Source organism: Pinisolibacter aquiterrae (assembly GCF_019160155.1).
GTDB classification, from domain to species: domain Bacteria; phylum Pseudomonadota; class Alphaproteobacteria; order Rhizobiales; family Ancalomicrobiaceae; genus Pinisolibacter; species Pinisolibacter aquiterrae.
Genome location: NZ_JAFNIH010000061.1, coordinates 127,581 through 141,159, shown reverse-complemented (window position 1 = coordinate 141,159; position 13,579 = coordinate 127,581). Strand labels below are relative to the sequence as shown.

General features: G+C 67.8%; 12 protein-coding genes. 11 read left to right on the top strand and 1 reads right to left on the bottom strand.

From position 1 onward, the window contains the following. Positions 1-244: 244 nt before the first annotated feature. From ccoN to ccoS, 8 genes are all read left to right on the top strand, one after another. Positions 245-1,900, top strand: coding sequence for a cytochrome-c oxidase, cbb3-type subunit I (gene ccoN / locus J3S89_RS22115; RefSeq protein WP_217931606.1), 1,656 nt, complete (start codon positions 245-247; stop codon positions 1,898-1,900). Positions 1,901-1,913: 13 nt separating this feature from the next. Next, the gene (ccoO, locus tag J3S89_RS22110) at positions 1,914-2,639 is read left to right on the top strand and encodes a cytochrome-c oxidase, cbb3-type subunit II (RefSeq protein WP_217931604.1); all 726 of its coding nucleotides are present in this window, start codon (positions 1,914-1,916) and stop codon (positions 2,637-2,639) included. Positions 2,640-2,653: 14 nt separating this feature from the next. Then, on the top strand, positions 2,654-2,806 hold the full coding sequence (locus J3S89_RS22105; RefSeq protein WP_217931602.1) for a cbb3-type cytochrome c oxidase subunit 3: 153 nt from the start codon (positions 2,654-2,656) through the stop codon (positions 2,804-2,806). Between the two features lie 3 nt (positions 2,807-2,809). Then, complete coding sequence (ccoP, locus tag J3S89_RS22100; protein WP_217931601.1) at positions 2,810-3,670, top strand: cytochrome-c oxidase, cbb3-type subunit III; 861 nt, start codon at positions 2,810-2,812, stop codon at positions 3,668-3,670. Positions 3,671-3,947: 277 nt separating this feature from the next. Continuing rightward, entirely contained in the window at positions 3,948-5,393 is a 1,446-nt protein-coding gene (gene ccoG, locus J3S89_RS22095; protein WP_217931599.1) for a cytochrome c oxidase accessory protein CcoG, read from the top strand. A 96-nt stretch (positions 5,394-5,489) separates the two neighbouring features. Then, a complete protein-coding gene (locus tag J3S89_RS22090; protein WP_217931597.1) occupies positions 5,490-6,017 on the top strand; it encodes a FixH family protein in 528 nt (175 codons plus the stop codon). A gap of 78 nt (positions 6,018-6,095) precedes the next feature. Continuing rightward, complete coding sequence (locus J3S89_RS22085) at positions 6,096-8,324, top strand: heavy metal translocating P-type ATPase (protein WP_217931595.1); 2,229 nt, start codon at positions 6,096-6,098, stop codon at positions 8,322-8,324. A 24-nt stretch (positions 8,325-8,348) separates the two neighbouring features. Then, positions 8,349-8,537 (top strand): cbb3-type cytochrome oxidase assembly protein CcoS, encoded by a 189-nt coding sequence (ccoS, locus tag J3S89_RS22080; protein ID WP_217931593.1) that lies wholly within the window; start codon positions 8,349-8,351, stop codon positions 8,535-8,537. 217 nt (positions 8,538-8,754) lie between these two features. Here ccoS and hemA read toward each other — a convergent pair whose 3' ends face one another. Continuing rightward, a complete protein-coding gene (hemA, locus tag J3S89_RS22075; RefSeq protein ID WP_217931591.1) occupies positions 8,755-10,035 on the bottom strand; it encodes a 5-aminolevulinate synthase in 1,281 nt (426 codons plus the stop codon). A 340-nt stretch (positions 10,036-10,375) separates the two neighbouring features. Here hemA and J3S89_RS22070 point away from each other — a divergent pair, with 340 nt between their 5' ends. The 3 genes from J3S89_RS22070 to J3S89_RS22060 all read left to right on the top strand — a co-directional run bounded on the left by J3S89_RS22070 (position 10,376) and on the right by J3S89_RS22060 (position 13,409). Then, the gene (locus J3S89_RS22070; protein ID WP_217931589.1) at positions 10,376-10,876 is read left to right on the top strand and encodes a response regulator; all 501 of its coding nucleotides are present in this window, start codon (positions 10,376-10,378) and stop codon (positions 10,874-10,876) included. 105 nt (positions 10,877-10,981) lie between these two features. Then, the gene (gene murJ, locus J3S89_RS22065) at positions 10,982-12,340 is read left to right on the top strand and encodes a murein biosynthesis integral membrane protein MurJ (RefSeq protein WP_217931586.1); all 1,359 of its coding nucleotides are present in this window, start codon (positions 10,982-10,984) and stop codon (positions 12,338-12,340) included. A 145-nt stretch (positions 12,341-12,485) separates the two neighbouring features. Then, positions 12,486-13,409, top strand: a complete 924-nt coding sequence (locus tag J3S89_RS22060) for a LysR family transcriptional regulator (protein WP_217931584.1) — start codon at positions 12,486-12,488, stop codon at positions 13,407-13,409. Positions 13,410-13,579 lie beyond the last annotated feature (170 nt).

Here is a 13,579-nt window from a genome sequence, read left to right as displayed (position 1 = left end):
TCCGGTTCCGGTCACGTTGACTTGAATCAAAGTTGCGGGGGAGGGTCGGATCTAGGGTCGGACCGATACCCGATCGGCGCTCCGACGCCGCTCACCGGGGGGGAACTCGGTGAACGTCGTCGGGACGACGAAGAAACAAGGCGGACGGCCGTCGCGTGTGTCCCCGTGAACGAAGCAATTCGCGAGCGGGGCGGCGGGGCGAGCCGTTCGGGGGCGTATCGACTATAAAGAAACGGGGCGAACGATGGCTCGACCAGTCGAGACAAAGGCATTCACGCTCGAGGAGATGGGCTATTCCCTCTTCCTCGCGCTTCTCGCCGTCGTCTGCGTGATCCTTGCCGGCAAGGCATGGGATTGGCAGTTGGCGGTCCACGCCACCGTCGGCGCGATCTTCGCGGCGGGGGGCATCTTCCTGATCATCAAGGGCTACCAGACTCGCCTCGCCAATCCGGCGATGGAGATCGACGGCAAGCCGAACTACAACATGGGCCCGGTCAAGTTCGCGGCGATCGCGTCGATGTTCTGGGGCGTGGCCGGCTTCCTGGTGGGCGTCTACATCGCCTCCGAGTTGGCCTTCCCGCTGATCAACTTCGATCTGCCGTTCCTGAACTTCGGGCGCCTGCGTCCGCTGCACACCTCGGCGGTCATCTTCGCCTTCGGCGGCAACGTGCTGCTCGCGACGTCGTTCTACGTCGTCCAGCGCACCAGCCAGGCGCGCATGCCCGGCATCGTGACGCCGTGGTTCATCGTGCTCGGCTACAATGCCTTCATCGTCATCGCCGGTACGGGCTACCTGCTCGGCGTCACGCAGGGCAAGGAATACGCCGAGCCGGAATGGTACGCCGACCTGTGGCTGACCATCGTCTGGGTCGTCTACCTGCTCGCCTTCCTGGGCACTCTGTGGCGTCGCCGCGAGGCCCACATCTACGTGGCGAACTGGTTCTATCTCGCCTTCATCGTCACCGTCGCGATGCTGCATCTCGGCAACAACGTGTCGGTGCCGATCTCGCCCTATTCGCTCAAGTCCGTGCAGGTCTTCTCCGGCGTGCAGGACGCGATGGTCCAGTGGTGGTACGGCCACAACGCGGTCGGCTTCTTCCTGACCGCCGCCTTCCTCGGCATCATGTACTACTTCGTGCCGAAGCGGGCCGATCGTCCGGTCTACTCCTACCGTCTGTCGATCGTGCACTTCTGGGCGCTGATCTTCATCTACATCTGGGCCGGCCCGCATCACCTCCATTACACGGCTCTGCCGGAATGGGCGTCGACGCTCGGCATGACCTTCTCGATCATCCTGTGGATGCCGTCCTGGGGTGGCATGATCAACGGCCTGATGACGCTCTCGGGCGCCTGGGACAAGCTGCGCACCGACCCCGTCCTGCGCATGCTCGTCGTGTCGGTCGCCTTCTACGGCATGTCGACCTTCGAAGGCCCGCTCATGTCGATCAAGGCCGTCAACGGCCTGTCGCACTACACCGACTGGACCGTCGGTCACGTGCACTCCGGCGCTCTCGGCTGGGTCGGCTTCGTCTCCTTCGGCGCGCTCTACTGCCTCTTCCCGTGGCTGTGGAACAAGAAGGCGGTGTATTCGCTCAAGCTGGTCTCCTGGCACTTCTGGTTGGCCACCATCGGCATCGTGTTCTACATCTGCGCCATGTGGGTGTCGGGCATCATGCAGGGCCTGATGTGGCGTGCCTACGACAAGCTCGGCTTCCTCGAGTACTCGTTCATCGAGACCGTCGCGGCCATGCACCCCTACTATGCGATCCGTGCTCTCGGCGGCGCCCTGTTCCTCCTGGGTTCGCTGATCATGGTCTACAACCTGTACATGACCGTGGTTCATGGTGAGGACGCCGAAGGCGTCACCGCCGGCTCCCCGGCTCTGGCCCCGGCCGAGTGAGGAGAAACGATCCATGTCGCTGATCGAAAAGCACGCTGTTTTCGAGAAGAACTCGATCGTTCTGCTCGTCGGCATCCTGATCGCCGTGGCGATCGGTGGTCTGGTCGAAATCGTGCCCCTCTTCTATCTGAAGAGCACGATCGAGAAGGTGGAGGGCATGCGTCCCTTCACCCCGCTCGAACTGGCCGGACGCAACATCTACATCCGCGAAGGCTGCTACCTGTGCCACAGCCAGATGATCCGTCCGATGCGCGACGAGATCGAACGCTACGGCCACTTCTCCCTCGCGGCTGAATCCATGTACGACCACCCCTTCCAGTGGGGTTCCAAGCGCACGGGTCCGGATCTCGCCCGCGTCGGAAACAAGTATTCCGACAAGTGGCACGTCGAGCATCTGATCAACCCGCGTTCGGTCGTGCCGGACAGCGTCATGCCGGGATATCCCTTCCTGGCGAAGGCCGAGCTCGACACCAAGCATATCGATGCGGTGGTGCGGACCAACGCTCTGGTCGGCGTCCCCTACACGGACGACATGATCGCCAACGCCGCGGCCGATGCCGTCGCGCAGGCGACTCCCGACGATGCGACTGTTGCGAAGCGTTACGGCAAGGCCGTGTCGCGTGACTTCGACGGCAACCCCGCCAAGGTCACCGAACTCGACGCCGTGATCGCCTATCTTCAGGTGCTCGGTACCATGGTGGACTTCACCCGCTACGACGACAAGGCGAACGTGCGCTGAGGAGGGCATAGGTCATGACTACCTATTCCTCGCTCGCTCAGTTCGCCCAGACGTGGGGACTGGTCTACTTCTTCGTCATCTTCGCGGGTGTTCTCGTCTATGCCCTGTGGCCGTCCAACAAACGGCCCTTCGACGAGGCTTCGCGTATCCCCCTGCGGGAGGATTGATCCATGGCACAACAGGAACTCGACCATCTGTCGGGTCAGACTACGACCGGCCACGAATGGGACGGCCTCAAGGAGTTGAACACGCCGCTGCCGAAGTGGTGGCTCTACGTGTTCTACGTCTGCATCGTCTGGGCGATCGGATACTGGTTCGTGTATCCGTCCTGGCCGCTGGTCAGCGACTACACAAAGGGCTTCTTCGGTCCGAGCATGCGCTCGGCCGCGATCGCCGACTACGAAGGCGGCAACGCCGCTCGTCTCGCCAACGCCTCCGGCCTCGCGGATGCGCCGCTCGACAAGATCAAGTCGACCCCGGCCTTCCTCGAGTTCGCGATGGCCAACGGCAAGGCGGCCTTCGGCGACAACTGCGCTCCGTGCCACGGCTCGGGCGCGACCGGCGGTCCGGGCTTCCCGAACCTGCAGGACGACGACTGGATGTGGGGCGGCAAGCTGGAGGACATCTACCAGACCATCCGCTTCGGCATCCGCTCCGGCAACGACAAGATGCGCGACATGACCATGCCGAACTTCGGCAAGGACGGCATCCTCACCAAGGAGCAGGTCGCCGACGTCGCCACCTACGTCATGTCTCTGTCCGACACCGCGGTGAAGGGCACGGACTCGGGCAAGCAGCTGTTCGCGGACAACTGCGCCTCCTGCCATGGTGAAGACGCGAAGGGCAACATCGAGATGGGTGCCCCGAACCTCACCGACAAGATCTGGCTCTACGGCTCCGGCGTCGCCGCGGTCGAGGTCCAGGTCAACCAGCCCAAGCACGGTGTCATGCCGGCCTGGGAAGGTCGCCTCGATCCGATCACCATCAAGTCGCTCGCCGTCTACATCCACTCGCTGGGTGGCGGCAAGTGATCCGATGAGGGTCTCTCGAAAGGGAGGCGGGTGACCGCCTCCCTTTCTTTTTTGGGGCGCGGCATGTCCCGGGTCACGGTTTCGGCACCGCGACATGTCGCCGCTCGCGACCGCGAAAAGGTGAGATGGGACCACAGGTCTCCTCGTCGTGATCGTCGATGGGGGCGAACCCACTTGCTCCGGCCGGCGGACCGCCCTAGGACGAGCGGCGAGGGCGCATGCTCGCCCGCGGCTTCGGCCGGCGGGGCGGGCCGACGATGGAAGGACGGACATCGCGATGAGTGTCGAGACGGCAGGCGACGAGGGTTCCAAGCTCTACGCCGATCACAAGAAGATCTATCCCGCCGCGGTCGCCGGCACCTTCCGGCGCCTGAAATGGGCCATTCTCGGCCTCGGCATGGCGATCTACTATTTCCTGCCCTTCGTGCGCTGGGATCGTGGCGTCGGCCAGCCCGATCAGGCGGTGCTGATCGATCTGCCCGGCCGCCGGTTCTATTTCTTCTTCATCGAGATCTGGCCGCAGGAAGTCTATTACGTCACCGGCCTCCTGATCGTCGCCGCCTTCGTGCTGTTCCTGATGAACGCGCTCGCCGGCCGCGTCTGGTGCGGCTACCTCTGCCCGCAGACGGTGTGGACCGATCTCTATTTCGCGGTCGAGCGCCTCGTCGAGGGCGCCGATCGCCGCAAGCGCCAATTGCTCGACGACGGCCCGTGGACCCTGCGCAAGGTGGGGCGCAAGGTCACCAAACATGCGCTCTGGATCCTCATCGCGTGGTGGACCGGCGGCGCCTGGGTTCTCTATTTCGCCGACGCCCCGACCCTGGTGAAGGACCTGGCGACGCTCCAGGCGCCGCTCGTCGCCTACATGTGGATCGCCGCGCTGACCTTCTCGACCTATCTGATGGCCGGTTTCGCGCGCGAGCAGGTCTGCATCTACATGTGCCCCTGGCCGCGCATCCAGGCGGCGCTGACCGACGAATGGGCCTACAACGTCTCCTACCGCGCCGATCGCGGCGAGCCGCGCGGCTCGCTGAAGCAGAACAGGAAGCTGCGCGCCGCCGGTGAGCCGGCCGGCGATTGCGTCGATTGCGGCCAGTGCGTCGCGGTCTGCCCGACCGGCACCGACATCCGCCTCGGCCCGCAGCTCTCCTGCATCCAGTGCGGCCTCTGCATCGATGCCTGCGACACGGTCATGGCCAAGACCGGCCAGCCGACGCGGCTGATCGCCTACGACAACGACATCAACATCGATCGCCGCGAGCGGGGCGAGGCGGAAGTCCACAAGTTCATCCGTCCGCGCACGGTTCTCTATGCGGTCCTGATCGCCGCGATCTGCGGCCTGATGGCATGGAAGCTCGGCACCCGCGCCACCATCGGCCTCAACGTCCTGCACGATCGCAATCCGCAATACGTGCTGAACTCCGACGGCTCGATCCGCAACGGCTACACCGTCCGCCTGCTCAACAAGATCGCGACCACCCAGCAGTTCCGTCTCTCGATCAAGGGAGTGGCGCACGGAAGCCGGCTCGAGACCTCGAGCCCGGCGGGTCGCGACGATCATGCTCTCCTGCTGACGGTGGAGCCCGATCAGACCCGCGAGATCCGCGTGATCGTCACCTCGCCGGCCGGCGCCGACGACGTGAAGTCGCGGGGCGTGACCTTCGTGCTGCGCGACGCGACGGGGCAGACGGTCACCACCTCCGACTTCTTCAAGGCACCCTGACGACATCGACGGAGGGAGCGGGCCGCGCCCGCCCCCTTCTCGCCGGAGCGCCCGCCGTGGAGCGCCCGTCTCACCGACGTTTCTCTGGAGGCTCTCGTGCCGACGACGCTCAATGCTCCCCAGGACCCGCAGGACGGTGGCTTTCGCCTGAACGGCCGCCGTGTCCTCTTCATACTCCTCGCCACCTTCGGCTTGGTCTTCGTGGTCAACGGCTACATGGTCTGGCGCGCCATCGGCTCCTATCCGGGCGTGGTCACGGAATCCTCCTTCCGCGACGGCCAGCGGTTCAACGCCGAGATCGCCGCCGCCAGGGCGCAGGCCGAGCGCGCCTGGCAGGTCGAGGCCGCGGCGGCGCGCGGCGACGACGGCGTCGCCCGGGTCACGTTGGTCGGGCACGATCGCGACGGCAAGCCGCTCTCCGGCGTCACCTTCCACGCCCGCCTGGAACACCCGGCCGACCGCGCCCACGACAAGCAGATCGCCCTGGTGCCGGTCGCCGGCACGTCCGACCGTTGGGAGGGCAGCGTCGGCGAGACGGCGGCGGGCAAATGGGGTCTGGTGATCGAGGGCGACGGCGCCGCCGGCCGCCTGTTCCTCTCCCAGAACACCGTCTTCTTCAAATGAACGCTTCGGGGGCGACGGCGAAGGGATGACCGGCGACGACCGCGCCCGAGGCGAGCGACCGCTCAGAGGAACGCTCTCATGACGACGGCCGACGTGTCCCCTTCCGCCCCTCTCTCGGGCGACCGCGACTGGAGCGCCTTCGCCACCCCCGGTGACGAAGGCCGCCTCCATATGGATCTGGCGGTCGAGGGCATCACCTGCGCCGCCTGCATGTCGACGATCGAACGCGGCCTCAAGGGCCTCGACGGCGTCGCTCATGCCCGGGTCAATCTGACCACCCGCCGCCTCGCCGTCGATTGGGAGCCGCAGGCGGTCGACGCCGGGGCGATCGTCCGCCGGCTGGAGCGACTCGGCTACCGCGCCCATCCCTTCGATCCCGGCCGCCTCACCGCCGAGGAGGACGCCGAGAGCAAGGAGCTGCTGCGCTGCATGGGCGCCGCCGGCTTCGGCGCCATGAACATCATGCTGCTGTCGGTCTCGGTCTGGGCCGGTAACGTCACCGACATCGACGCGCCCACCCGCGACCTCTTCCATTGGGTCTCGGCGCTCATCGCCATCCCGATCGTCGCCTATTCCGGCCGTCCCTTCTTCCGTTCGGCGATCCGGGCGCTCGCCGCCTTCCGCACCAACATGGACGTGCCGATCACCATCGGCGTGGTGCTGACGCTCGGCCTCTCGATCTTCGAGACGATGCGCTCGGCCGAACACGCCTTCTTCGATTCGGTGGTGATGCTGCTGTTCTTCCTGCTGGTCGGGCGTTTTCTCGATCAGAACATGCGCCGCCGCACCCGCTCGGTCGCCGAGAACATCGCCGCGCTCCGGGTCGAATCCGCCGCGCTGATCGGCCCCGACGGCACCGTCCGCGACGTGCCGCTCTCCAAGGTCGAGCCCGGCGCCCTCGTCCTGGTGCGCCCGGGCGAGCGGGTCTCGGTCGACGGCGTGGTCGAGGAGGGCGCTTCCGACATCGACCAGAGCCTGATCACCGGCGAGACCGATCTCGTCGCCGTCGGCCCCGGCGACCGCGTCTATGCCGGCACTCTCGACGTCGGCGGCGTCCTGAAGGTCCGCGTCACGGCGGCGACGGCCGGAACCCTCCTCGACGAGGTCAACCGCCTGCTCGAGGCGGCGGCTCAGGCGAAGTCGAAATACATGCGCCTCGCCGATCGCGCGGCGTCGGCCTATGCGCCGATCGTCCATTCGGCGGCGGCGCTGACCTTCCTCGGCTGGTGGCTCTTCGGCGGCCTCGACGTCGCCCCGGCGGGCATCATCGCGGTGTCGGTGCTGATCATCACCTGCCCCTGCGCGCTGGCGTTGGCGATCCCGGCGGTGCAGGTGGTGACCTCCGGCATTCTCTTCCGCGCCGGCGTGCTGATCCATTCCGGCGATGCGATCGAGCGGCTGGCGAGCGTCGACACCATCGTCTTCGACAAGACCGGCACGCTGACGCTCCCCGAGGCGCGGCTCCTCAACATGAGCGACTTCACCGTCGAGCGCCTGCTCGCCGCGGGCCGGCTCGCCCGCGCCAGCCGCCACCCGCTCGGCGTCGCGCTGGCCGAGGCGACCCGCGCGGTCGCGCCGCCGGCCGAGGTCCGCGAGGTGCCCGGTCGCGGCATCGAGACGGCCGGCGAGGGCGCGGTCGAGCGTCTCGGCGCCCCCGACTTCTGCGGTGCCGACGAGGCGACGGTCGCGGCGCTGCACGAGCGCTTCCCCGACGCCTCGCTGGTCGCCCATCGCGACGCCTCGGGCGGCGTGATCGTCTGCGCGCTCCGCCAGGGCGTGCGCGAGGACGCCGCCGCCGTGATCGCGGCTCTGAAGGCGACCGGCTATGCGGTCGAGATCCTCTCCGGCGACCGGGAGGCGGCGGTCGCGGCGATCGCCGGCGATCTCGGCGTCGACCGCTGGACCTCCGGCGTGAAGCCGGCCGACAAGATCGCGCGTATCGAGGCGCTGAAGGCGGAGGGGCGGAAGGTGCTGATGGTCGGCGACGGCCTCAACGACGCCCCCGCCCTGGCGGCGGCGACCGTGTCGCTGTCGCCGGTGACCGCCGTGCATCTGTCGCAGGCCGCCGCCGACGCCGTCTTCCTCGGCGATCGTCTCACCCCGGTCGCGGTGGCGCTGCGGGTGGCGCGTCGGGCCAAGACCGCGATGGTGCAGAACCTCGGCCTGTCGGTCGTCTACAATGCCGTGGCGGTGCCGATCGCCGTGGCGGGACTGGTGACGCCGCTGATCGCCGCGCTCGCCATGTCCGGCTCCTCGATCCTGGTGACGCTCAACGCGCTGAGGCTGCGCCTCGGCGGCGACCACTGAACCTCTCGCGAAGGGAAGAACCCGATGGATGTCCTGATCTTCCTCATTCCGATCGCCATCGGTCTCGGCCTGCTCGGCCTCTTCGCCTTCATGTGGACGCTGAAGTCGGGCCAATACGACGATCTCGAGGGCGCCAAATGGCGCATCCTCGAGGACGACGATCTGCCGTCCGGCAAGGCGCCCTGCGAACCGCCCGGCGGCTCGCAGAAGTGAGACGAGGGGGGGCCGCCCGGCGGCTCGCGGAAGTGAGAATTCCGAGCCGCCCGCCGGCTCATGGGCGGGATGATCGATCCTCCCGCGGCCCCCGTGTCCCCTGTGGACAGGCGGGTCCGCGAAAAAGAAAGGCCCCGGAACCGGCTGGCGCCGTCCGAGGCCAGGGAGCCGCGAAGGGGGCGTCGTCGGACGCCTCCGTCGCTCTCGGGAGACGCGTTCAGCCGCCGGAGCGCGGCACCGCGACGCGGGCGACCGGCTGATCGACGGTCTCGGCCGCCGGCTCGATCGGCCCGCTGAGCGGAAGCCCCAGGCGCTCCCACACCTCGACCAGCGCCGCGCGCAGCTTCTCGACGAGACCGTCGTCGTGGAACGGCGTCGGCGTCACGCGCAGCCGCTCGGTGCCGCGCGGCACGGTCGGATAGTTGATCGGCTGGATGTAGATGCCGTGCTCCTCGAGCAGCATGTCCGAGGCCTGCTTGCAGAGGTCGGGATTGCCCACGAAGATCGGCACGATGTGCGTCGACGACGGCATCACCGGCAGACCGGCTTCGCCCAGCACGTCCTTGACCTGCTGCGCCTGACGCTGCTGCATCTCGCGCTCGGTCGAGGAGCGCTTCAGATGGCGGATCGAGGCGGCGGCGGCGGCGGCGATCGCCGGCGGCAGCGCGGTGGTGAAGATGAAGCCCGGCGCATAGGACCGCACCGCGTCGCAGATCGCCTTGGTGGCGGTGATGTAGCCGCCGAGCGTGCCGAAGGCCTTGGCGAGCGTGCCCTCGATCACGTCGATCCGGTCCATCAGCCCCTCGCGATCGGCGATGCCGCCGCCGCGCGGGCCGTACATGCCGACCGCATGGACCTCGTCGATGTAGGTGAGCGCGCCGTATTTCTCGGCGAGATCGCAGATCTCCTTGATCGGCGAGACGTCGCCGTCCATCGAGTAGACGCTCTCGAAGACGATCAGCTTGGCCCGGCCCGGCTCGGCCGCCTGGAGCAATTCCTCGAGATGGGCGGTGTCGTTGTGCCGCCACAGCTTCTTCTCGCAGCCCGAGCGGCGGATGCCCTCGATCATCGAGGCATGGTTGAGCTCGTCGGAGAGGATCAGGCAGTCGGGCAGCAGCCGGGCGATGGTGGAGATCGCCGCCTCGTTGGAGACGAAGCCCGAGGTGAAGACGAGACCCGCCTCCTTGCCGTGGAGATCGGCGAGTTCGGCCTCGAGCTCGACCAGCGGATGGTTGGTGCCGGAGATGTTGCGGGTGCCGCCGGCGCCCGCGCCCATGCCCGAGGCGGTCTCGATCATCGCGCCGAGCACGCTCTGGTGCTGGCCCATGCCGAGATAATCGTTGGAGCACCAGATCACGACTTCGCGCGCGACGTCGTCCTTGCGCCAGATCGCATGCGGGAAGCGACCGACGATGCGCTCGAGGTCGGCAAACACCCGGTAGCGCTTCTCGGCCTTCAGCTGGTCGATCGCGCCCTCGAAAATCGTCTGATAGTTCATGTCCGTCCTCGAGCTCTTCTCGTTCGATCGATGAAGACCCCTCGCCGGTCTCCCCTGGCCGATCCCGTCGATCGGCGGATGTGGGAAGGCCCCTCTGCGGCGATGGTCCTCTTCGTCACCTCTCGTCTGACGAGCGCCCCACGACGGCCGCCTGCCGGCCGCCCGGGTCACGTCGCTCCCCTTATTAGACTTACAGGATCTCGAAGCACTTTGACCATGATCAAGGTTGCCCCTTTTCGCCGCCCGGGCGCGCCCGCGGGCGTGGTTCGTCGTCGCAGGGGGCTGAGGAAACGCCTCGTTCACCTTTCTGCGCGAATCTGAGTGGACAAGGGAGAGCCCGGTGAATCTCGATCTTTCGTCTCTGACCTTCCTCGTGGTCGAGGACAGCGCCTATATGCGGACGATCTTGCGCACGATGCTGCAGAGCTTCGGCGCGCGCCGCATCGTCGAGGCGGAAGACGGCGCTTCGGGCCTCGAGGCGATGGATCGCTCCAATCCCGACATTCTCATCCTCGATTGGGTGATGCCGATCCTCGACGGCGCCGACATGGTGCGGATGATCCGCAACCCGCAGAACCCCTTCGCCTACGTGCCGGTGATCATGGTGACGGCGCATACCGAGCGCTCGCGCATCATGGAGGCGCGCAAGCTCGGCATTCACGAATTGTTGTGCAAGCCGATCTCCGCCAAGGCGCTCTATCAGCGCATCGCCTCGGTGATCCTCCACCCGCGCGAATTCGTGAAGACGCCCACCTATTTCGGCCCGGCGCCCCGCGCCATCCGCAATCGTCAGAAGATCTGGCAGGCCAAGCCCGGCGCCCCTCCCGGCCGGGCGGCCTGAGGACCGATCGGCGAGGCGGTCGGCCGTCGGGCTTGTTCGCGGCGACGAACCTGCCTATGGCAAGTGCCGTCGGCGCCGCGCGCCTCACGCCCTCTCGAGGTATCGATGCCGAGCTTTCGTCCGACCGGCTCCGCCGCCAAGTTTCTCGCTCGCGTCGGCACGGTCTCCGGCTTCACCATGCTCTCGCGCGCCACCGGCTTCGTCCGCGACGTGGTGCTCGCCTGGCTGATCGGCGCCGGGCCGATCGCCGACGCCTTCTTCATCGCGCTCCGCATCCCCAACCATTTCCGCGCGCTCTTCGCCGAGGGCGCCTTCAACGCCGCCTTCGTGCCGACCTATGCCGGCACGCTCGAGCGCGACGGCGCCGAAAAGGCGCTCGAATTCGCCGCGCGGGTGCTGGGGGCGCTGCTGGCGGTCCAGGTGGTGATCCTGATCTCCGCCGAGCTGTGGGCGCGCGGTCTCCTCGTCCTGATCACGCCCGGTTTCGAGAAGGATCCCGTCCTCGGCGACCTCACGGTGACGCTGACCCGCATCACCTTCCCCTATCTCCTCTGCGTCACGCTGGTGACGGTCTACGGCGCGGTGCTCAACGCGCATCATCGCTATGCCGCCGCCGCCGGCGCGCCGATCCTCTTCAACGTGGCGATCGTCGGCGGTGTCCTCGCCGCCGCGCCGCTGGCGGCGACCTGGAGCAACGCCCCGGTCCACGGCGCCGCGATCGGCGTCGCGATCGCCGGCGTCGCCGAACTGATCCTGCTGGTATGGGCCCTGCGCCCGGCCGGCCTCTCGCTCGTCCCGGCGCGGCCCGTCCTCGACGACGGCGTCAAGACCTTCCTGAAGCGGCTCGGCCCGGCGACGGTCGGTTCCGGCGCGGCCCAGATCGCCATGTTCGTCGACACGATCCTCGCCGCCGCCCTGCCGCACGGCGCGGTCTCGGCGATGTACTACGCCGACCGCCTCTATCAGCTGCCGATCGGCGTCATCGCCATCGCCATCGGCACCGTGCTTCTGCCCGAGCTCTCGCGCCGCTTCGCCGCCGGCGACGACGTCGGCGCCCGCCGCGCCCAGAAGCGGGCGGTGTTCTGGTCGGTGGTGCTGACCGCGCCCTTCGTCGTCGTCTTCCTGGCGGTCCCCGATCTCCTGGTGAAACTCGCCTTCGCGCGCGGCGCCTTCGACGAGGCCGCCGCGATGCGCGCCGCCGCGACCCTCAGGGCCTATGGCGTCGGCCTCTTGGCGATCGTCCTGCTGCGCTCGGTGGTGCCCGGCTTCCACGCGCGCGGCGACACCCGCACGCCGATGTGGGTCGCCTTCGTCGGCATCGGCGTCAACGTCGCGCTGAAGTTCTGGCTCTCCGACCAGTACGACGTCTCGGGCCTGGCGCTCGCCACCTCGGCCGGCGCCTGGGTCAATCTGATCGCGCTGGTGATCATCGATCGCCGCCGCGCCGCCGCAGGCGGCGCCTGACCTGAGCATGCCGCCGCAGGCGGCGCCCGATCATGCTCGCGCACCCCTGGTCAGACTACCTACGCACTTGCGAGCGATCCGCCGACGCGCGACCATCTCGCCGGCTCGCCCGAGCTGGGGCGAGCCTCCAGGCGAGGGCCGGCGCGTGCGGATCGATACCACCATCCTGTCCACCGCCTTCCGGTATTTCCTCGCCGTCGCCGACGCCGGTTCGATCCGCGCCGCCGCGCGCGAACTCAACATCGTCTCCTCCGCGGTCAATCGGCAGATCCTGCTGCTCGAGGAGAATCTCGGCATCCGCCTGTTCGACCGGGTCGGTCGCGGCCTGCGCCTGTCGGAGGCCGGCACGCTCCTCGCTCGTCAGGTCCGCGAGACGCTCGACCGCTACGACGACGTCGTCTCCGAGCTCGACACGCTGCGCGGGCTCCGGCGCGGCCGTATCCGCATCGCCACGGTCGAGAGCATCTCGGTCGAGCGTCTGCCCGATCTCCTCGCCGAATATTGGCACCGCCACCCCGGCATCGAGGTGGTGTTGACCGTCGCCGGCGCCGACGAGGTGACACGACGGGTCGACGAGGGACAGGCCGACGTCGGCTTCACCTTCTCCACCCACCCGCTGGAGGGCTTGCGGCTGGTCCATGAGGAGACCCACCCGGTCGGCGCGCTGATGGCGGCCGGTCACCCGCTCGCCGACCGCGTCACGCTCTCCTTCCACGATCTGATCGAGGAGCCCCTGGTGCTGCCGGCACGCGGCATGTCGCTGCGCACCGCCGTCGAGCCGCTCCTCGCCGCGCGCCGCCGCGATCTCAAGGTGCGCGCCGAACTCAACTCGCTGCGGCTGATGTCGGCGCTGGTGCGCCGCTCGCGCTCGGTCGGCTTCCTCACCAACGTCGGCTTCGAGCGCGAACTGCGATCCGGCGAACTGGTGTGGAAGCCGCTCACCGACGAGGAGCTCGTCGCCGATCGGCTGATGGTGATCTCGCGAATCGGAACCATTCCGGGTCTCGCCGTCGCCGCCTTCACCGACCTCATCGAGGAGATCTGGGGTGTGTCGCTGCCCAGAGAATAGGCATATCGGGGCGGCGGCGTGCCGCAAACACGCTCTGGCATCGCGATCGCTGCCGTGATGAGATCCGATTGATCGAATTTCTCCGCTGTTTCGAACGGTCTACTTCGCGCATTGTCTCGGATCGAGGCCGAAGGCGGAACGCGGTAGCGGAACGGTTCCGCCGATCGGAG

Bases quoted from the DNA above. Each gene is read 5' to 3' on its own strand.
- ccoN (WP_217931606.1), top strand. From the start codon at position 245: ATGGCTCGACCAGTCGAGACAAAGGCATTCACGCTCGAGGAGATGGGC.
- ccoO (WP_217931604.1), top strand. From the start codon at position 1,914: ATGTCGCTGATCGAAAAGCACGCTGTTTTCGAGAAGAACTCGATCGTT.
- J3S89_RS22105 (WP_217931602.1), top strand. From the start codon at position 2,654: ATGACTACCTATTCCTCGCTCGCTCAGTTCGCCCAGACGTGGGGACTG.
- ccoP (WP_217931601.1), top strand. From the start codon at position 2,810: ATGGCACAACAGGAACTCGACCATCTGTCGGGTCAGACTACGACCGGC.
- ccoG (WP_217931599.1), top strand. From the start codon at position 3,948: ATGAGTGTCGAGACGGCAGGCGACGAGGGTTCCAAGCTCTACGCCGAT.
- J3S89_RS22085 (WP_217931595.1), top strand. From the start codon at position 6,096: ATGACGACGGCCGACGTGTCCCCTTCCGCCCCTCTCTCGGGCGACCGC.
- ccoS (WP_217931593.1), top strand. From the start codon at position 8,349: ATGGATGTCCTGATCTTCCTCATTCCGATCGCCATCGGTCTCGGCCTG.
- hemA (WP_217931591.1), bottom strand. From the start codon at position 10,035: ATGAACTATCAGACGATTTTCGAGGGCGCGATCGACCAGCTGAAGGCC.
- murJ (WP_217931586.1), top strand. From the start codon at position 10,982: ATGCCGAGCTTTCGTCCGACCGGCTCCGCCGCCAAGTTTCTCGCTCGC.